16 protein-coding genes and 1 pseudogene are annotated in these 19,094 nt (G+C 71.1%); 7 read left to right on the top strand and 10 right to left on the bottom strand.

Annotation, left to right across the window (positions count from 1 at the left end; translation table 11 throughout):
* Nucleotides 1-37: 37 nt before the first annotated feature.
* Nucleotides 38-1,369 (bottom strand): lipase family protein, encoded by a 1,332-nt coding sequence (locus tag BR98_RS01140; RefSeq protein ID WP_051969163.1) that lies wholly within the window; start codon nt 1,367-1,369, stop codon nt 38-40.
* 91 nt (nt 1,370-1,460) lie between these two features.
* Here BR98_RS01140 and BR98_RS01145 point away from each other — a divergent pair, with 91 nt between their 5' ends.
* The gene (locus BR98_RS01145) at nt 1,461-1,865 is read left to right on the top strand and encodes a hypothetical protein (protein WP_157537271.1); all 405 of its coding nucleotides are present in this window, start codon (nt 1,461-1,463) and stop codon (nt 1,863-1,865) included.
* A 127-nt stretch (nt 1,866-1,992) separates the two neighbouring features.
* Here BR98_RS01145 and BR98_RS01150 read toward each other — a convergent pair whose 3' ends face one another.
* Nucleotides 1,993-2,499, bottom strand: a complete 507-nt coding sequence (locus BR98_RS01150) for a hypothetical protein (RefSeq protein WP_157537273.1) — start codon at nt 2,497-2,499, stop codon at nt 1,993-1,995.
* A gap of 268 nt (nt 2,500-2,767) precedes the next feature.
* Here BR98_RS01150 and BR98_RS01155 point away from each other — a divergent pair, with 268 nt between their 5' ends.
* From BR98_RS01155 to BR98_RS01170, 5 genes are all read left to right on the top strand, one after another.
* On the top strand, nt 2,768-3,457 hold the full coding sequence (locus tag BR98_RS01155; protein ID WP_035839079.1) for a hypothetical protein: 690 nt from the start codon (nt 2,768-2,770) through the stop codon (nt 3,455-3,457).
* A gap of 101 nt (nt 3,458-3,558) precedes the next feature.
* On the top strand, nt 3,559-4,704 hold the full coding sequence (locus tag BR98_RS01160; protein ID WP_198042095.1) for a sensor histidine kinase: 1,146 nt from the start codon (nt 3,559-3,561) through the stop codon (nt 4,702-4,704).
* Nucleotides 4,701-5,411, top strand: a complete 711-nt coding sequence (locus BR98_RS01165) for a response regulator (protein WP_035839082.1) — start codon at nt 4,701-4,703, stop codon at nt 5,409-5,411. Before BR98_RS01160 ends, BR98_RS01165 begins: the two co-directional genes overlap by 4 nt.
* Nucleotides 5,412-5,458: 47 nt before the next feature.
* Nucleotides 5,459-5,605, top strand: a complete 147-nt coding sequence (locus BR98_RS38850) for a hypothetical protein (protein WP_157537275.1) — start codon at nt 5,459-5,461, stop codon at nt 5,603-5,605.
* Nucleotides 5,606-5,641: 36 nt separating this feature from the next.
* A complete protein-coding gene (locus BR98_RS01170; protein WP_035839084.1) occupies nt 5,642-6,169 on the top strand; it encodes a SixA phosphatase family protein in 528 nt (175 codons plus the stop codon).
* An 89-nt stretch (nt 6,170-6,258) separates the two neighbouring features.
* Here BR98_RS01170 and BR98_RS35860 read toward each other — a convergent pair whose 3' ends face one another.
* The 5 genes and pseudogenes from BR98_RS35860 to BR98_RS42230 form a co-directional block, all read right to left on the bottom strand.
* Nucleotides 6,259-7,134, bottom strand: a complete 876-nt coding sequence (locus BR98_RS35860) for a hypothetical protein (protein ID WP_051969165.1) — start codon at nt 7,132-7,134, stop codon at nt 6,259-6,261.
* Nucleotides 7,131-7,577: an inorganic diphosphatase gene (locus BR98_RS35865; RefSeq protein WP_198042096.1), complete on the bottom strand. Its 447-nt coding sequence runs from the start codon at nt 7,575-7,577 to the stop codon at nt 7,131-7,133. Before BR98_RS35865 ends, BR98_RS35860 begins: the two co-directional genes overlap by 4 nt.
* A gap of 79 nt (nt 7,578-7,656) precedes the next feature.
* Nucleotides 7,657-8,088 carry a hypothetical protein gene (locus BR98_RS35870; RefSeq protein ID WP_051969167.1) on the bottom strand — a complete coding sequence of 144 codons (432 nt, stop codon included), beginning with the start codon at nt 8,086-8,088 and terminating at the stop codon, nt 7,657-7,659.
* A complete protein-coding gene (locus BR98_RS40755) occupies nt 8,067-8,396 on the bottom strand; it encodes an XdhC family protein (protein WP_232247187.1) in 330 nt (109 codons plus the stop codon). The genes BR98_RS35870 and BR98_RS40755 overlap by 22 nt, the downstream gene beginning before the upstream one ends.
* Nucleotides 8,397-8,419: 23 nt before the next feature.
* Nucleotides 8,420-8,785: pseudogene (locus BR98_RS42230) on the bottom strand (transposase); the annotation flags it as partial.
* An 80-nt stretch (nt 8,786-8,865) separates the two neighbouring features.
* Between BR98_RS42230 and BR98_RS01195 the strand changes: the two are divergent.
* Complete coding sequence (locus BR98_RS01195; RefSeq protein WP_051969169.1) at nt 8,866-9,648, top strand: phosphotransferase; 783 nt, start codon at nt 8,866-8,868, stop codon at nt 9,646-9,648.
* A gap of 324 nt (nt 9,649-9,972) precedes the next feature.
* Here the strand turns inward: BR98_RS01195 and BR98_RS38860 are convergent, their stop codons facing one another.
* The 3 genes from BR98_RS38860 to BR98_RS01210 form a co-directional block, all read right to left on the bottom strand.
* Nucleotides 9,973-11,259 carry a Mu transposase domain-containing protein gene (locus tag BR98_RS38860; protein ID WP_035839093.1) on the bottom strand — a complete coding sequence of 429 codons (1,287 nt, stop codon included), beginning with the start codon at nt 11,257-11,259 and terminating at the stop codon, nt 9,973-9,975.
* A gap of 764 nt (nt 11,260-12,023) precedes the next feature.
* Nucleotides 12,024-12,572 (bottom strand): ATP-binding protein, encoded by a 549-nt coding sequence (locus tag BR98_RS35880; protein WP_198042097.1) that lies wholly within the window; start codon nt 12,570-12,572, stop codon nt 12,024-12,026.
* A gap of 58 nt (nt 12,573-12,630) precedes the next feature.
* On the bottom strand, nt 12,631-19,044 hold the full coding sequence (locus tag BR98_RS01210) for a type I polyketide synthase (protein WP_035839096.1): 6,414 nt from the start codon (nt 19,042-19,044) through the stop codon (nt 12,631-12,633).
* Between the last annotated feature and the right edge of the window lie 50 nt (nt 19,045-19,094).

Consider the following 19,094-nt stretch of genomic DNA (forward strand, 5'->3'; position numbering starts at 1 on the left):
GCGACCCGGGGTGGCCGCACTGTGCAAGCCGTTGGCCTCAGCGGACGATCCGCTCCACGATCCAGTCGACCAGCGGCTTGGTCACCTGGCTGTGCACGGTGTTCTCACTGTCGCACTTGAACTCGTCGAGCGCGCTCTTCTCGTCAGCCCCCTCGACCTTCTCGTACGGGTCGACGTTCCACTCGACCGGGTCGTAGTCCAGCGCGACCGCACTCACCGAGGGGACGAAGCAACTGCGCTCGTACTCCGTCGAAATGGTGGCCCCAAGCGCCTCGGCGATTCCACCGAAGGTGTCGAGGATGCCGCCGGGCACACCGTCCAGGCCGGGGACGTGCGAGGTGAAGCCTCGCCGCACCTGGCCGGCGGCCCGCATCTCACCGATCGGCTGGTACTCGCCGCCGTCGGGCTGGAAGTTCGCCTGGACGTAGTGGACCAGCGGGACCTGGACCTTGAACACCTCCTGCCCCGCCGGCAGGTCGCGCCCGATGCCGTTGCCGGTGCCGTTGGCCACGCCCAACTTGCGCGGCCGCCGCGGGAACTGGCCGAGGTCCTCCAGCTCCGCCAGGAACTGCGTGCGCAGCTCGCTGGCGGTGGCGACCGGGCCGGAGTACTTCGCGTCCGGGACCCAGGCGTACAGCAGCTGCTGCGCGGCGGGGCTCCTGATCAGCTCGGCCTTCTTCACCTCGCCGGGCGGGACCGGCAGGGCCTCGAAGAAGTATGCGAGCTGCTGGAGGACCAGCGGGATCCAGGCGCCGTTGTGCGGGGAGTCCCACGAGAGGTAGGTCCCGGTCTGGTGGTCCTGCTTCTTCTCCTCCATCTCGGCGAGGGCGTAGCGGGTGATGATGCCGCCCATGCTGACCCCGCCGACGATCAGCTCCACGTCGCCGTGCCGCCGCGCGATGACCTCCTGGATGGCGCTGATCACCACGCCGGCGTTGGCCTGGATGTAGGTGTGCCGCTGCTCGAAGCCGACCAGGACGACGTCGATGCCCGCGGTGAGCAGCTGGTCGAGGAAGCCGACCTGGCTGCCTGGGTAGGGCGCGTTGAAGTGCGCGAACAGCCCCGGAAGGTCGCTGGGACCGTAGTTGAAGCCGTCCGCGAAGATGAACGGCCGCTCCAGCTCGTCGTGGCCGTCGGCGAGGTACACCGCGGCCTCGCCGACGGCGACCTCCCGCCGGTACGGTCGCGCGGACCGCAGCGGCAGGGTGTACGTCGGCTCCCGATCGTCGGCGCGCGCCACGCCGGTGGGGGCACCGAACCACGGGCCCTGCGGCAGGTGCTTGGCGAACTCCGCCACCTTCTCGGCCGAGGACTTCTCCTCAGCATGATTCCACGTCAGTTCGACGTCGATCCTGGCTTCCTGCGTCATGGGGACTGCCACCACTCTTCATTGATGTCGTTCACGAACCTGGCAAGGCGCGCACCGCGAGGGCTACGAACGGGCGTGAAATGCACGGGAGTTGTCACGGCTCCCCGAACATGACGGGATCCACTTCCGGCCCCTCGCGATGATTTGCAGCAATGGCGCCGTAACTCAATGTGCCGTAAGTTCGCATGAAAACCAGACCGCCGCGCCGACCGAGCACCCTTCGGTGTCGGTCACGGACACCGTCGCCGATCCGGTCACCAGCGACGTCGTCGCCGGGCCGGGCGGCTTCACCTACGCCCTCAGCGGCGGACCGGCCGCGCTTCTGGCCGGCAAGCCCAACAACGGCTTCACCCTGACCAGGGTCGACGCCGGCCGACCCGCCGTGAACCGAACCGGCGCACGAACGCGGATGCGTTCCGCCTCGGCGAGCCGAGCTCGACGGCGGACCGTATGGGGGATGCTCCGGAGAGACAGCATGCTTTCGGCTCAGCAGTGATCGTCAGGAGCCGGTTCACGGCTCTCGTCGAGATGGTCGGGATGGCTGGTCAGCAGTCTCGTTGCCTGACGGACAGTCAGCTCCTGGGCCACGGCCGATGCCACGATGCCGCCCCCGAGGGCAACCGCTACACGGCTGCGGTGGTCGGCACCCGGCGTCCGGCCTTGGCCGCTCGCGCCGCGAGTCCGAGAGTGCGGGTGAGCATCATCGCCACGGCCATCAGCAGCAGTGCGTCGGTGAGGGCGTTGCCGGACACCTGGTTGTCGAGCATCCAGCGGCCCAGCTGCTGGCCGAACCAACGCTCCGAACCGTAGGAGAACGCGGCCCGTGCGCCGACCACTACGATCCAGAGCGCCGCGTAGGCGAAACCCGCCCGGCTGACCGGACCGCCGGTCTTGGGGCTGCGGTAGACCTCGGTGAAGGTCATCGCCAGCAGGCCGACGGCCAACCCCACGACGACGGCGGCGAGTTCGAGGGCCAGGCCGGTACCGTCGGTGGCGGGACTCCTGATGAACAGGGGGACGATCGCGGTGGCCATCAGCAGCGGCCGCAGGATGCGCAGCTTCCCGATCTTCCGGTGGGGTCCGAGGTCCGCTTCCAGGACGGCGATCAGGACCATACCGTTAATGATCATGGCTTGGGTGAGCATGGACATGGGGACACAGCCTCTCGATGAACGGTGCGCCGAGGGTTCCGGCCGGCCTGCTCAGACTCGTGCCGGCGGGGAGAGCCCCGCGCCGTAGCAGGGGGTGACATCGGGGGGTGAGCCGTGAGGCGTGCGGTGGCACCGGTCTCACCCTGCGGGTCACCGCACAGGGTGACGCGTTCGGCCTCGGGCGTATCTAGTGTCGGCGCGGTCAACAGGCCGTCCGAACCGACGCGTGCCCCACGGGAGTCCTCGAGTGAACGTGCTGAACCTTCTGGAAGTGCTGGTCGCGATCGCCGTCGTGGGCTTCGTGATCGCGCGTCAGGTGCGCGGTGAGCCGCTGCGCGGGAAGCGGCTGATCGTGCTGCCCGCCGTTCTCGCCGTCGCCGGTCTCACCCGTCTCGGCAACGGCGGCCGCCACCTCACCACCGCCGACATCGCCTGCCTGGTCATCGGCGCGGTGGCCGCCGCCGGGATCGGCGCAGCCCAGGGAGCCCGGCTGCGGCTGGAGTCGCGCGGCGGTGCACTGTGGGCGCGGATGCCGGTGCGCGGGCTGTGGCTGTGGCTCGCGCTGGTGGCCTCGCGACTGGTGATGACGCTCGTCGCCACGGCAGTCGACGCCCACGTGGCGGCCTCCACGGCGCCGATCCTGATGCTGCTGGGCGTCAACCGGCTCGGTCAGGCCGCCGTCGTCGCACCGCGCGCTCTCGCCTCCGGCGTGCCGTTCGCCCCGGAGAAGGACAGCCGCCCCTTCGACGTGCTGGGCACCCTGGCGGGGCTCCTGGGCGGTCCGGCCGACCCGCCGGCGCGCAGCGCTCCGCAGGCCTCGTCGTATCCCCCGGTCGCCCCGTACCCCCAGGCCACCCCGGGTCCGCAGGACGCGCGGTACGCGACCGCCCACAACCGCCTGGAGCGCGATGTCCTCGGCGACCAGGGTGGCCGGTGACTGCGATGACCCGACGCCACCCGCCGGGCATACCTCCCGCGCCGGACGGTGAAGGCGAAGCCCGAGCGACCGGGCGGCCGGCGGGCCGGTATCCTGCGCCCGTGCTTCGTACGGTGTCATGGCTGCTGCGGACCGGCGCGTACGCGTGCGTCGGCCTGAAGACCCTCGTCCACCCTCCGGCCGGGACCGGGAGCCTCGCCCTCGCCGTCGCCGCTTACGCGCTCTGTGGCGTGGCCCTGCTGGTGTGGGGGCTCACCGATGTCACCGGCGACGCGGCCGCGGGCCATGCCCCACGGCTGCGGCTGCTGCTCGGTGCCGCCGCCGTCCTCGCGGGGTGCGCCAGTGCCCTACCGCACGCCGGATCACTCATCGGTCTGGCACTGCTCTTCGTCATGCAACTGGGCACCGAGGCGAGCCTCCCGGTGGGCTGGGCCGCGGCGGGCTGCACGGTGGCGGCGGTGGAGACCGGGGTACTGGTCAGCGGGGCGGGCCGCGGGATCGCCCTCGGCTATCCGCTGTTGGTGGTCACGGTGCTGATCGCCAGCCACAACCGGCGCGCCTGGCGGCTGCGTGCCGAGCAGTCCGCGGACCTGCTAGCCCAGGCCGAGCTGCTGCGCGCCGAGCAGCGCCGGGTGGCCGTGCTGGACGAGCGCACCCGGATCGCCCGCGAGATCCATGACGTACTGGCCCACTCGCTCGGTGCCCTGAGCATCCAGATCCAGGCCGCCAGCGCCGTGTTGACGGACCATCAGGACATCGACCGGGCCGTGACCGTGCTCGCCGGGGCGCGGCGACTGACCGCCGACGGCCTCACCGAGACTCGCCGCGCGGTGCACGCCCTGCGCTCGTCCCTCGCACCGCTCGACGAGGAACTGGCCAAGGCGGCGGACACCCACCGGCAAAGGCACGGCGTACCGGTGCGGCTCACCGTCGAGGGCGAGCCCTTCCCACTCCCCGCGGACCAGGCACTGCCCCTCTTCCGCACCGCGCAGGAAGCCCTGACCAACGCCGCCAAACACGCTCCCACCCAGCCGGTGGAGGTCATCCTGACCTACGAGGACGACCACGTGACACTCACCCTCGACAACCCGCTCACCCAACGAGCCGGTGACAGGCCGCAGTTCGCCACCGTCGACGGCGGCTACGGGCTCACCGGGATGCGCGAGCGCCTCCTGCTGCTGGGCGGGACGCTCGACGCGGGGGCACGGGACGGCCGGTGGCGCGTGTGCGCCGAGGTGCCGCGATGAGCGCCCAGGACGCCCGGCCGCTGCGGGTGGTGGTCGCCGACGACCAGGCCAGCGTCCGGGAGGGCCTGGCCCTCATGCTCGACCTGCTCCCGGACATCGACGTCGTGGCCTCCGCGGCCAACGGCCAAGAGGCGCTCGACCGGGTCGCCGAGCACCACCCCGACGCGATCCTGCTCGACCTGCACATGCCGGTGCTCGACGGCACCGAGACCACCCGCAGGCTCACCGCCGACCACCCCGGGGTCGCCGTCGTCGTCCTGACCACCTACGCCGACGACACCTCCGTCCTGGAAACGCTGCGGGCCGGGGCCCGCGCCTACCTCACCAAGGACGCCGACCGTCTGCACATCGCCCGTACCCTGCACAGTGCTGCCGCGGGCCTGTCCGTCCTCGACCCCAAGGTCCAGGCCACCCTGCTCGCCGCGGCGAGCAGGGTGGCAAGTGCTCCCGCCCGGCCCCCGCACCCCGACCCCGCCGACCCGCCGCACCCCGACCCCGCCGACCCGCCGCTCCCCGACGGCCTGACCCGCCGCGAGGCGGAGATCCTCACACTGATGGCACGCGGCATGACGAATACCGAGATCGCCGCCGCCCTCTTCCTGAGCGGCAACACCGTGAAGACCCACATCAGCCGCGTCTTCACCAAAACCGGCTCCCGCGACCGCGTCGCGGCCGTCCGCTACGCCGGCGACCACGGCCTGGGCTGACCGGTCCCGCGCACGGGCTTGACGGGTCCTTCGTGTCGGCTTCCACCGTGCGCAGCTGGCTGGACCGGGACACGCTCAAATCCTGGCAGCACCGCTGCTGGATCTTCATCACCGGCCCCGACTTCCGCACCAAGGCCCAGCGCGTGCTGGATCTCCACCCGAGCACGCTTCCCTTCGGGCTCACGGGCAGCTGATGCGCTTCGGCGGCGGCTTCTGTCAGGCTGGACCTCATGAGCGTGGAACGGTCCCGGCGTCTGGTCGTCTTGCGGCATGCCAAATCCGCCTGGCCCGAGGGTGTGGGCGACCGCGACCGACCGCTGGCCGCACGAGGGCTGCGCGACGCCCCGGCCGCGGGCCGATGGCTGCGCACGGCCGGGTGCGGGCCGGACGCCGTCGTGTGCTCACCGGCCCGCCGCACCCGCCAGACCTGGGACCTGGTCGCGGCTGAACTGGATGCCGTACCGGCGGTGACCTTCGACGAGCGCGTGTACGGCGCCAGTCTCCCCGTTCTCCTCGACGTGCTGCACGAGACGCTGGAGCAGGTGCGGTGCCTGCTGCTGGTAGGTCACTTCCCTGGTGTGCAGGAGCTTGCGCTGGCTCTCGCCCGTGACGCGCTGGGCGACGCACGGGAGCGGATGTCGGCGAAGTTCCCGACATCCGCTCTCGCGGCGCTGGCGATGAGTGATCGGTGGGACCAGGTCGGCGAAGGCTCCGCGGTGCTGACCGACTTCGTCGTCCCCCGCGGCCAAAAACCCTGATCCACATGACCGTAGACGATGAACAGTGGGCAACCAACCCGCGACTTCTCGGTGGAACACGGGAGGCTGGCGGCCGGTTGCGCGCTCGGTCAGAGCAGACCCAGATCCCGGGTGAGTTCCAGAGCGAGCACGCGGTCCGCTGACGCGAAGGTCTCGAACCTGGCACCGGCGGCGAGGCCGTCCGCCCGCTGGACGTCTCCAAGGAGAGCGAGCGCGGCCGGGGTGTCGAGGTCGCAGGTGAATGCGGCGGCAACGCGGCGGCGGATCTCGTCGGGGACGGGCCGCGAGGGCGCGTGTGCCCAGTCGGCGACGTGTCGGCGCCAGTCCCGCAACGTCTCGGCGGCGTTGCTCAGCGCCTGCGGATCGGTGCGGGCGAGTTCGCGATACGGGTGGGAGAGCAGCACCAGGCGCAGTGCTGTCGCATCACCCGCACCGCCGGCGAGCGCCTCGACCACGCCGCTCTCCTCGGACGACCTCCCAACGTCGCCGACGGCGATCCACACGCCGTCGGGGCCGTGCGGCCAGTCGGCGCCGGACGCGACCACGTGCACGTCCACCGACCCCTGCAGAGCCGCCCGTACCTCACTCGGGCCGACGACGGCGACCGGCGGATGGACGCCGAGCGCGGCCGCGGCGCGGTCCAGGAGCTTGACCTGCTCCGGATCAAGGTCCGGCACGGCGAGGATCCGCACTACCTGGAGGCCCTCCCACTCCGCGACGCGCTGCAGAACATCGCCGATCAGCACGGCCCGAAGCTCGGTCAGCCCGACCCGACCACCGCCGTCGCCTGCCGGGAGGTGGACACAGGTCCGCACGAGAATCCGGTCCCCGGAAGGGATCCTTGCCGACTTCCCGGTACGCGCGTCGACGACCCGAAGCCCGGGCCGCGAGCCGCCGTCCACTGTCCGGGCGAGCGCCTCGGGCCACAGGGCGAAGCCGTCACCGAAAGCCGGGTCGGTGCTCACTCCAGGCACCCGGTCAGCCGCTGGCAGGCGTGCTGGGCCTCGGCGAGAAAGTGGTCGGCCTCAGCCCGCGAACCCCACCCCGTCATCTCGGTAGCGCCGCTGGGCGCGACCCGGGCCAGCGCAGCGGCCCAGGCCTCGGGGTCCACCTGCCACCGGGGCGATTCGGCATGGTGCGGATCGTCCACCACGCACAGCACCTCGTCACGCGGCTGGTCCTTCCGGCGCAGGTGGACCAGCGCCACCGGCTGCGCCTCGACCGTCTCGCCTGCCGCGACCGAGGACGGCATCAGCACAAGCACCTCGAGCGGCTCACCGTCCTCGCTCAGCGTGTCCGGCAATCGGCCACTGCCGACCGGCCGCGCCTCGGCGTCGGCCGGCCCCACGCCGGTCGTGCTGATCGTGGAGCCGACCGCCGGCTCCAGCTCGACCGAGATCCGTGACATCGTCGCCACCTCCCGTGCTACCAGCCCCGTGAAGGGCGTAGCGGCCATCAGCACCGAGCCGGTGCCGTTGCGGCGGGCCTCACCGCCGGTCCCTCCCAGTGTCCTGCCGCCCCGGACCGGCCACAACGTCCGGGCCCGCTGGGATCTCCGCAGCGTTGACCCAGGTCACCGCACGACGGTGGGGCCCGCCGTACCCGAACCGCGGCACGCGCGCCGCCAACGGTCCCAACTGGCGATCGAGCGCGCCCACAGACCGGGCGCCCGGCGAGTAGGAGAGGTGCATGCGACCCACCCAAGCACCGGTGGCGGCCGAGCCGACCGACCCGGAATCCGGTCCGGGCACCACAGTGGCCAACGCGACCCGTTCGTTGGCCGCCAACGAGGCTATCAGGGACGGGAGTTCGGGAAACGCCCGGCGGGACGCCGGCTCGACGAAGACCTCGATGGTGCCGCCGCAGGTCAGCCCGACCTCGATGGCTTCGCGGTCGCTCACGCCGTAGGTGCGCAGCACCGGTCGGCCGGTGGTCTGCGCCTCCCGGGCCAGCTCGTAGACGTCCCCTCCACGCAGCCGCCCGACACGCTGCCGACCACGGTGCCCGATTCCGACACCGCCATCGCCGCCCAGGGCGGGCGCGGCGCGCTGTGGAAGGTACTGATCACCGTGGCAAGCCCGACACTCTCACCGGCCGCGTACCACGGGTACACCTCGTCCAGAACGTCACGCACGGCGCCCTCCGCAGGCGTGGCGACCGCGTCGTCCAGCACGGTGGAGTCCAACGCCCGGCGGTGCCTGCCCTTGAGGACGCCGGTGGGCGCCACGACCCCATGACCTTGGTGAAGATCCGGTTCGGATCCGCCGAGCGTTGCAGGCGCCGGCGGAAATATGTCAGCAACGAGGGGTCGAAGGCGGTGTCGTGCAGCCCGAGACCGCAGGCCGCCTTCCACCGCAGGTCGCACCGCAACTCCTGGACCGCGTCGAAGTCCGAGACCCCGTACAGGCTTTGCAGCACCACCGCGGCGGACAGCACCTGCGGCGGCATGCTCGGCCGGCCGTTGGACGAGGGGTACATGTCCGCGAACATCGACCTCGGGAACAGCGTCTCGCGGTGCTCGGCCAAGAACGCGAACACGCTCCCTGCCGGGATCAACTCCCGGCAGGTCTCCCACACATCCGCCCCGACCGGCTCCCCGGCCCACTCCCCCTGCATGAAGACGATTCTGGCCCCGGCTCGACCGAGCCGGGACCAAAACCCGCAACATATCCAATGATCTTCTATAAGGTTCTGCCGTGATCCAGGACGGTGAATCTATGCGGGGCGGCCTCTCGGTGGTACGCCGTGAAGGCGAGACCATCCGCAGGCCTTGGCGCGTGTGGACCCCTGCGGTGCATGAACTGCTCCGCCACCTGGAGCGGGTCGGATTCTCCGGCGCACCGCGCGCCCTTGGCACCGGCCCCGACGAGGGCGAGGAGGTGGTGTCGCTGTTGCACGGTGAGGTCGGGCTGTACCCGTGGCCGCAAGCACTCCTCGCGGACGAGGGCGTGACCGCGCTCGGACGGTGGCTGCGCGACTACCACGAGGCCGTACGCGACTTCCGGCCCTCACCGCAGGCCGTGTGGTGCGACGGCGATGCCCGCTGGCGTCCCGGACTGATCATGCGTCATGGAGACCTCACCAGCTGGAACTCGGTCTGGGCGAACGACCAGCTGGTGGGTTTCATCGACTGGGATCTGGCCATCCCCGGCGAGGCCCTGGACGATCTTGCGCAACTGGCCTGGTACAGCGTGCCCCTGCGTCTTCCCGAGCGCCAGCGCAAAGTCGGCTACGGCCAGGCTGGCGCACCGCTCGCGCGACGGCTTCAGCTGTTGTGCGCTGCCTACGGCGCGGACCCGGCCGACGTTCTTGACGCCCTGGCGCGGCTGCAGCGCGATGAAACCCAGCGGATCGCGCGCCTGGGCGTACTCGGTGAGGACCCCTGGGCCTCGTTCCTGCGACAGGACTTCATCCCGGACATCGAGGCGGAACGCGCCTGGGCACTGGCGCGGCGCGAGGAGCTTCTCGGCCACGCATGACCCGACGCGCGGTCATCGGGAACTCGCCATGCGTAGCCGCACCGTGGCGAAGACTGCTTGCGTTCGTCCGATCGGACGAACGCAAGGCCGCCAGGCCGTCGCTACTGCTGCTGCAGAGCGGCCTTAACCGTGTCGGCATCGGGGTCGTGGGTCGGCCAAGACTGGCTCAGAGCCAACCGAGCCGGGGCCACACCCGCAACATTTTCAGTGATCATCTTAGGTGATCGACTCCAAGGGGTGCAGCGATAGAACGTCAGCGTGACTAGCAGCCCGTCGACGGCCCAGTCGCCGTCAGCAAACCTGGCCCGAAGGGCACCGGTCGGATCAGGGTTCGTTGTTTCGGTCGGCCTCCGGGCCTGCCGGGACACATGCGCGGAGCGCGTCGGCAAGGGCTATGGCGGCTGCGGAGATGGGGCGGGGGGTGTTGGCACGGCAGGAGGGGCTGCTGGTGCGGGCCGTGCGGGTAGGGCGTTCGAGGGCGATGGTGTGGCCACGGCCAGCCACGACCAGTCCTGCGCCTCGGGGCGCGAGGGGGTGGCGGACGAGAACGGCTCCGCGCTTGGTGGTGATCGACAGGTACGGCTCGTCGAGACGCCAGCGGACTTCCACAACAGCACCGCCGAGGTCGGCCGGCAGCGCGTATGCGTTGCCGCGGAACAGGATCAGGTTCTGGCTGCTGACGGTGCGGATCGCGCGGACGTGGGCGGGGAACGGGTCGGCGGGCAGACGTGCCATGCCGTTGGCGTTGCCGGCCGGGCGGTCGTTGTCCTGCGGATCGGCGTGGATGGTGCCGCCGGCTGCTACGCCGGCGTCCCACTGTTCCGTGAGCCGGTCGAGGGCCTCCTGGGCAACATGGATGCGGGTGTCGCTTCGTACCGTGCGCCACCAGCGGTGGACGGCTAGGCGGCGGTCCTCGTGGTGGTGGCAGGAGCCGGGCGAGGCTTCGACTTCCACGCGGTAGTACCTGGCAACCTGGTCGAACTCCGGAGTGACCTTCCCGGTCGAGGGGAACGACGCGCCGGGTATCCGGCCGAGGCGCCAGTAACGGCCGGCGCTGCCGAGGCGTCGCAGCAACTGGTCGAGTGCTTCAATGACTTGCGGGAACTCCTCGTTCTCGGCGAGCACCGCACGCCAGCAGTCCGAAGGTGTGGCCTCGCCCATCAGCACGTGGGCCTGCGGCCCACAGTCCCACTGAACGGGCGGATCGGGGAGCCGCAACCAGTCGAGCCGCACCTCCCCGTGCGCCGAACGTTCCGTGGGGTTGCGGTGGATGCGGGAGCCGTGGTCGCACAGCTCGCACCGCGGCCTGAGCCTGCGCTTGCGCAGCGCCCGGGTGAAGGTTGAGTAGCCGCCTCGATAAGCCAGGTCAACGACCTCCTCGAACAGTGCCCGCGCCACCAGGTGCGGATCATCGGCGAGGCGTTGACGGCAGTACGGTTCGAACGGCTGGAATTCGTCCTGTGCGGGGCTTCGGACGCCCGCGACGCGCTCGCCACCGAGGTGGGACCTTACGGTCTTGCGGTCCCGGCCCAGGTGCCGGGCAATCGCTGAGATTGACCACCCTTGGTGGCTGAGTCTGCGTAGCTCCACATATTCTTCTCTCGTGAGCATCAATCACCCTTCCGACCCGGTCTTCCGTCAATGCGGAACCTGACTGGCGACGCTCGCAGCGAGGCGGGAAACATAGCATGAGGGGCCTGGACGGTGTCACAAGAAAAACGTTTCATCTGCGAACTTCTCATTGAGGAATTTCACCGAGCAGGACGGGCACCGAATGCGGGTCGGGGTCTTGCGGCCGGCCGGCCTGCGCCTGGCGCGGTGATCGGCGCGACGTAGGGTCGCCATGGTGCGCCACCCCTGGCCGGTCTCGGGGCGCGTGACCGATCCGGGGCAGGGGTCGCTGGTCGAACCCTGCGGTGCCCTGGGGTGTTGCGGGGGGCGCCGCCGATGCGGTCACCGACCGGTGGCTCGCTCCGGAGCGGGGCTGTGATGATCGCCCGGAGGGGTGCTCCGTCAGGCTGCGCCACCCTGGTCAATTTCGCGGAGCGCCAGTGGGCAGAATTCTGTGGACGGGCTGGGTAATTTCACCGAGCGCAGTCAGCTCGCAATTCTGCCGGTTCCTCTGCCTCGCCCACTGATGATAGCCCCAGTGGGTCGACGTACGAGTTCAGCGTGGCATTCAACGACTTACTCCGAAGGGCGATTGATCCCAAATGGAGCAGTGTGCCCGGCCGGCCCGATTTTCTCCGCTCTCATCCCCGAAGGCCCGTATATGCCTTTCGCCCGGCGAGGATAAGCCGGGACTGTGGCGCGACCGGCGCGCGGTGCGGCAAGCCGGAGGAACGAGCTCGCACAAGGCGCGCCCAAGCCATCTGTCAGGACTGGCTCAGCGACGCGTCCTGGGAGGGCGGCCGGTCCGAGGCGGATTGGCGGGCGCCGCTGCCATCGGCTTCGAGCGGCGGCGTGTGCTGCCGACGCGGCAGGAGCCTTCGCGCCGGGCTGGGATCGCTGACGGGCAGCCGGCACGAAACGGTTTTGCCGCCGTCCGTGTGGGCGGCGCAGTGCCATGAGCCGGCTAGTCGCCCGACGAGGAGCAGACCGCGCCCGTTCTCCTGGGACGGGACCGGCTCGGCGGGACGCGGCCAGTCTGCCGAGTGGTCCCGGACTGCGAGCGACAGCCACTGCTCGTCGAGATCGACGGTGATGGTGATCGGGCGCTGGTCGGGCGCGTGCTGGATTGCGTTGGTCACCAGTTCGCTCGCGACGAGTTCGGCGTCCGCAGTGAGGTGTTCCAGTCGCCGGTACCTGAGGATCGCTCTCAGCATGTGGCGTATCTGGCCCACGCGGTCGGGGTGTGCAGCGAAGGTGACGACGAAGTTCTCACCGGCGTGGGTCCCGCCGCCGGGTCGGTCGGGCGTGATCACGGGGGTCTCCTTGATCCGTTGATCGGGCCGCGTGATCGGGGCACGGGCCTTGCTGGGGTCAGCGGCCGACATCGGTGCGTAGGTCAAGGCCCAGCTGCTCGGCGAGGCCGGTGGCGAGGGTGGCCAAGGTCGGGTGCCGCGATACGAAGTCGCTGGAGAGTCGGACGCCGAGCCCGGCTTCCAGGCGGGTGCGCAGCTCGATTCTGAGAAGGGAGTCGAAGCCGAGCGCTTTCAGCGGAGTCTGGGGGTCGAGGGTGGGGCTGGTGAGCCGGAGCACGGTGCGGATGTGGTCGGCGAGGTATGCCTCCAGGGCGGTGCGGCGGGCGAGCGCGGTTTCGACGGACCGGAGGTCGCGCAGGGTGTCGCGGGCGACGGCCTGACCGCTGCTCGGCTCCGATCTGGGTTGGATGAGGCGGCTGAACAGCGAGGACTGCCGTCCGGCCGCCGGGATCCAGCTGTCGGGCTCGCCCGGGATGACACCCGTGCATACGCGACGGTGGGTCAGCAGAGCGGCCAGGGCCTCCAGGCCCGCTGCGGTGGGGATGGTCCGGTAGCCGCGGGCGGCGAAGTCGGTGGCGACGCCGATCTCGCCCCACGGGCCCCAGTTGACGGCGAGCGTGGGCATGCCGCGGGCGGTGCGCCAGGCAGCGAACGCGTCGAGCCAGGCATTGGCAGCGGCGTAGGCGCCCTGACCGGGGTTGCCGAGCAGTGCGGCCATGGAGGAGTACACGACGAACCAGTCGGGGGCCAGGTCAGCGGTGGCTCGGTGCAGGTGCCACGCGCCGGTGACCTTCGGGAGCCACACCCGCTCCAACTGCTCGTCGGTGATGTTGGCGATCGCGGCGTCGTCGAGGACCATGGCGCCGTGTACGAGGCCGCGCAGCGGCAGCCCGTCGGAGGTGGCGGCGGTCACGAGGCGCTCGGCGGTTCCGGGTTCGCCGATGCTGCCGAGGATGACGGTGATGCGGGTGCCGCCTTCGCGCAGCCGTGTCAGCGCCTGCTCGGCGGCAGCGGTGGGAGGTTTGCGGCCGTTGAGCACGACATGGCGCGCGCGGTGTGTGGCCAGCCACTCGGCGGTGGCGAGGCCGAGGCCGCCGAGGCCGCCGGTGATGATGTAGGCGCCCTCCCCCGCCACCGGCGATGGCGCTTCACGAAGCACTGCGGTGGTCTTGCCGTCGTCGGGGACGGTCAGGACGAGCTTGCCGAGGTGACCGGCACCGGCCATGAGGCGCAGCGCGTCGCCGGCCCGGGCGAGCGGGTAGGCGCGGTGCGGCAGCGCCTTGAGACGGCCGTGCTCGAACGCCGCGAGGACCTCTCGCATGACCGTGCCGAAGGTGGTGGGGCGGGTTTGTTGGAGTTCGATCAGGTCGACGGTGCTGACGGTGATGTTGTGCCGCAGCGGTGCGAGTCCGAGCGGAGCGTCGGCGAGGATGTCCCGCACGCCCAGCTCGACGAACCGGCCGAATGGTCGCAGGGTCTCGAGGCCGGCCCGGATCGCAGGACCGGCCAGCGAGTTGAGGACGACGTCGACGCCCTCGCCCGCAGTAGCGGCGCGGGTCTGCGCGGCGAAGTCCAAGGTGCGGGAGTCCATCACGTGCCGGATGCCGAGGTCGCGCAGGAACCGGCGTTTCCCGTCGCTTCCAGCAGTGGCCAGCACTTCTGCGCCTAGGCCGCGCGCGACGGCGATCGCTGCCAGACCTGTACCGCCGGTGGCACTGTGGATCAGCACCCGCTCGCCCGCACCCAGTCTGCCGACGTGGCGCAGGGCGTACCAAGCGGTGAGGAACGCGGTGGGCAGCCCCGCTGCGCTCTCGGCGGTCAGCCCGGCGGGCACTGGTGCGACGAGGGCGGCAGGCACCGTGGTGAACGAGGCGAAGGCGCCGCCCCGCAGGTCGGCGGCGAGCACGGTGTCCCCCACACCCACGTGAGTCACGCCGGGCCCGATCGCGGTCACCTGCCCCGCGCACTCGAATCCGATCCGGTACCCGGCGCCCTCGTCGGTGGACAGCAGGCCCATGGTGGTGAGGACGTCGCGGAAGTTCACACCCGCCGCTCGCACGCGGACTTCGACCTCGCCCGGGCCCGGCGCCCGTCGTGAGGCCGTGAAGAGCTCCAGGGAACCGAGGTCGCCCAAGCGCGAGGCCCGCAGCTGGACATGGTCGGCGCCGTAACGGACGGCGCGGGTGCTGGCGCGCGTGCGCTCGCCCTGGGTCAGTGGGTTGTAGGCCAGACGCGCGATGTGGCGGGTGGCGCCCCGAAGGACGACCTCGTCCTCGTTGGCGTCGGCGAGGATCTCGTGCGCCACGCTGCTGAGGTCGGCGTCGGCGGCATCGGCGTCAACCAGGGTTGCCCGCAGCTCGGGATGTTCGTGTGTCAGCACGCGCACCAGGCCACGCAGAGCGATCTGGGAGGGCTCGGCCGGCAGATCGGCAGCCACGCTCCGTGCGGCGCGGGTGACCGCGTAGAGGCGTGGGGGCCGGATGTGGGCCGCAGCAGCCTGGGCGACGGCGAGTAGGCGTCGGACGCGGTCAAGCGCGACTGGGCCCGGATCCGCCCCGGGTACGGTTTGCGCACACACCACGACGACGGACGACAGCCGCGCGGACGATGTCGCCCAGTGCCGCGTGAGGCGGTCCCTGAGCCGGGTGAACGGTTCGGCGCCGATCGGAGCGTCGAGGACGGTGGCTGCCGCTCCCGCAGCGAGCAGGGCGTCGGCGAGCACCTCGGCGGAGCCGTCCGCCTCGCCGACGACCAACCAGCTTCCCTCAGCGATCGGTGTCGGTGTCTCCTGGCGTGGCGCGGCGTCCCAACTGGTCTCGAGAAACCACCGGTCGACGCCGACAACGCTGTCCGTGCCATGCCGGACGAATCGCAGCCCATCGACTGCGGCCACGGGTCGGCCGCCCTCGTCCAGTAGCAGCACGTCGCCGACGATGCCTGTCGTGTCGGCGCGCGAGACCCGGGCGTGGCCGAATGTCGCGGCCAGGGGGTCCGACATGATCCGCACCCGCTGCACCTCGACGGGCAGGACGAGGCCGTGACCCGGTTCCTGGTTCAGGCCGGTCACCACGAGTTGCGCACACAGGTCGAGCAGGACCGGATGGATCCGCAGGCCGTGCTCTGCCGTCCGTGCGGCGCTCGGCACCTCGACTCGGGCCCAGAAGCTGTCACTGTGGGGCGAGGTGTGCAGGTCGGTGATGCCTGCGAAGGCGGGACCGTGTTCCAGGCCCCGCTCTCGCAGACCGGCGTAGAGCAAGCCCGCGTCGAGGTCCGTGGGGTGCTGCGCCACCAGTTCGGCGACCGACGCGGCCGGCCCGTGCGCCGACGCGGTGGTGCGGCGGAGTACTGCGTCAGCCTGCCGCACCCAGCTCCCGTCGGCAGAGCGCCCGAAGATGTCGCAGGTGGCGTGGTCGGGAGCCAGCTCGGTGACCACCGTTCTGATGTCGGTGTGGTCGGCGAGTGGCATGAGTTCGCGAAAGTGGATGTCGACGGCTTCGACTTCGTGCGACGCGGCGTGGAACACCTCGCAGGCGGCGGTCAGTGCCAAGGCGCAGTAGACGGCGCCGGGCAGGACGGGGCTGCCGTGCACACGGTGGTCTGCCATCCAGGGCAGTGCCGCGAATCCGGTGTCGGCATGCCAGTGATGGCGCAGCTGGGCTCCGGGCACTTCGGTGTGCGCGCCGGGCAGGGTCTGCGGGCCGGTGTCGACGGGCGTGTCTTCGGCACTCTCCACCCAGTGGCGCCGGCGGTTGAAGGTGAGCGGGGGGACGTCGGCGAGATCGGCCCGCGCATAGAGAGCGGACCAGTCGACGTCGACGCCGACGCAGTGAAGGGCGGCGAGTTGAGTGCGGAAGGTGCTCAGCTCCTCTTCGCCGCGGCGCAGGGTCGGCAGGATGACGGGTTCGGCCTGCAGGCCTGCCAGGCTCTGCGAAATGGCGCGGGTGACCACGGGCTGCGGGGAGACTTCGACGTATACCTGGTGGCGGTCGGCGGCTGCGGCGGCCACAGCGGCGGCGAAGCGGACCGGGCGGCGCAGGTTGTCGCACCAGTAGGCGGCGTCGAACAGCGGCGTCTCGTGCGGGTCGTCCAGGACCGTCGAATAGAAGGGCAGGGCGGGTTGGCGCGGGTCGAGATCGGCGAGCGAGGTGGCAAGGTCGGCCAGCAGCGGGTTCACCTGGGGGCAGTGCGAGGCGATGTCGACGGCGATCAGCTGTGCGGGGATGCCCCGGGCCCGCCAGGCGGCGGCCAGCCGCTTTACCTCGTCTACGGGGCCGGCGACGACGGCGGAGTCGGGCGCTGCCCAGACCGCCACCGAGACCAGCCCGGAGATGCCGACAGCTGCGAGTTCGCGCTCCACGGCGGCGCCGGGAAGGCCTACGGTTGCCATGGCGCCGGTCCCTGCGATCCGGGTGAGCAGCGCGGATCGGCGGCAGATCACCCGGACTCCGTCGGCCAGTGACAGTGCCTCGGCGACCACTGCGGCCGCGACCTCGCCCATGGAATGGCCCACCACAGCGGCTGGCTCGACACCATAGGCACGCCACGTGGCGGCCAGCGCGATCTGTAGTGCGAACAGTACGGGCTGCACTCGTCCGCAACCGCTCACCGGCGCTCCGGACCGGACGGTGTCGAGCACGTGGAAGCCGGCTTCGGCGGCGATCAGCGCATCGGCCTCGGCCAGAGCCGCGGCGAACGCCGGTTCGTGGCACAGCAGTTCGCGCCCCATGCCCGGCCACTGCGAGCCCTGCCCGGAGAACACCCAGACCGGGCGCCGACTGATCCCGGCGCCCACCTCCCCGTGGACCACACCCGGGTGGGCCCGTCCGGCGGCGAACGAGCGCAGGGCGCGGATCAGGTGGTCGTGCGAGTCGGCCACCACGCCGAGCCGGCCGCGTCCGAAGGAGCGCCGCAGGGCCAGTGTGTGGGCGATGTCGCGCAGCGCGACGGCCGCTCCGTCGGTCTCGACCCAGGCGGCGAGCCGTTCGGCAGCAGTGGGCAGCACGCCCGACGATCCGGCCGGGACCAGGAAGACCTCACTGCGGCCAGTGCGCTGGGTCGGCGCCTCACTCAGATCACTCCGCGCGGTGCGCTGGGCTGGGACGAGCGGGCCGTCGACGGCCGGCCTCCGCTGTGGTGCCGTCAGGCTGGTGCGGAGCGGCCTGCGACGGTCTAGCGGTGGCGCCTGCTCCAGTACGACGTGGGCGTTGGTGCCGGAGAACCCGAAGGAGGAGACCGCAGCCAGGCGTGAGGCCGTTCGTGTGGGCCAGCCGCTCAGCTCGGTGGGGACGAACAGGCGTGTCCCGGCTGTTTTGATGACTGGGTTCCAGCGGTTGAAGTGCAGGTTGGGCGGTATGAGCCCGTGCTGCAGACAGAGCACCGTTTTGATCAGGCCCACGACTCCGGCGGCGGGCTCCAGATGCCCCACGTTCGTCTTGATCGAACCGAGCGCACAGCGGCCCTGGCCGACGCCGTAGACCGCGGCCGAGCTGGAGAACTCGACCGGATCCCCGACCGGTGTCCCTGTCCCGTGCGTCTCGATCATCCCCACGTCGCGGGGATCGGTGCCAGCTCGGGCCAACGCCTGCCGGAACAAAGCCTGTTGAGCGGGCGCCGAAGGCGCCGCCAGACCGTCGGAGCGCCCGTCCTGATTGACCGCCGAGCCGCGCACCACCGCTAGGACGCGGTCGCCGTCGCGCAGCGCGTCGCGCAGACGCTTGAGCACGACGACGCCGCAGCCCTCGCCGCGCACGAAGCCGTCCGCCGCGGCGTCGAAGGTGCGGCAGCGGCCTGTGGGCGAAAGCATCCCCATCCGCTGGAACGACCGTGTCGTCCGAGCCCCGAGCATGAGCGTGACACCACCGGCCAGGGCGAGGTCGCACTCGTCGCCGCGCAGGGCCTGGCAGGCCAGATGGAGCGCGACCAGTGAGGAGGAACACGCTGTGTCCAGGGCGACGCAAGGCCCGTGCAGGCCCAGCAGGTAGGAGATACGGCCCGCCGCGACACAGTGCCCGTTCGTGAGGATGGAGCCCTCCAGCTCCCGGGGCTGCCCGGCGAGGCCTTCCATGTAGTCGGTGTAGCTGAGCCCGGCGAAAAGCCCCGTAGCCGTCCCGGCCAGCCGTTCCGGCACCAGTCCGGCATGCTCCAGCGCTTCCCACGCCACCTCCAGTAGCAGCCGGTGCTGCGGATCCAGGACGTCCGCCTCCTTGCCGGAGACGCCGAAGAAGTCCGCGTCGAAGCCGTCCACGTTCCGCAGGTACCCGCCCCATCGGGGCAACGGGCCGACGCTGGAGGGGTGGTGGCCCGCCTCGGAGAGTCCGCGGCCGGGCGGCGGTTCGCCTACCGCGTCGCGCGCGTCCACGAGCAGCCGCCACAGTGCGGCAGGTGAATCGACGTCGCCGGGAAGGCGACAGCCCATGCCGATGACAGCGATGTGCGCGTCGGCATGGCTCGCGTTGTCTTCGTGCCCCACCACGGGGTCCTCCTTCTTGCTTCAAGGCCGAACGGACGGAGGCATGAGCTACC

It is taken from the genome of Kitasatospora azatica KCTC 9699 (assembly GCF_000744785.1).
GTDB lineage: Bacteria > Actinomycetota > Actinomycetes > Streptomycetales > Streptomycetaceae > Kitasatospora > Kitasatospora azatica.

What these genes read in the sequence shown, in the direction of transcription:
- BR98_RS01140 (WP_051969163.1), bottom strand. Translation starts at nt 1,369, where the DNA reads ATGACGCAGGAAGCCAGGATCGACGTCGAACTGACGTGGAATCATGCT.
- BR98_RS01150 (WP_157537273.1), bottom strand. Translation starts at nt 2,499, where the DNA reads ATGATCATTAACGGTATGGTCCTGATCGCCGTCCTGGAAGCGGACCTC.
- BR98_RS01165 (WP_035839082.1), top strand. Translation starts at nt 4,701, where the DNA reads ATGAGCGCCCAGGACGCCCGGCCGCTGCGGGTGGTGGTCGCCGACGAC.
- BR98_RS01170 (WP_035839084.1), top strand. Translation starts at nt 5,642, where the DNA reads ATGAGCGTGGAACGGTCCCGGCGTCTGGTCGTCTTGCGGCATGCCAAA.
- BR98_RS35865 (WP_198042096.1), bottom strand. Translation starts at nt 7,577, where the DNA reads ATGTCACGGATCTCGGTCGAGCTGGAGCCGGCGGTCGGCTCCACGATC.
- BR98_RS38860 (WP_035839093.1), bottom strand. Translation starts at nt 11,259, where the DNA reads ATGCTCACGAGAGAAGAATATGTGGAGCTACGCAGACTCAGCCACCAA.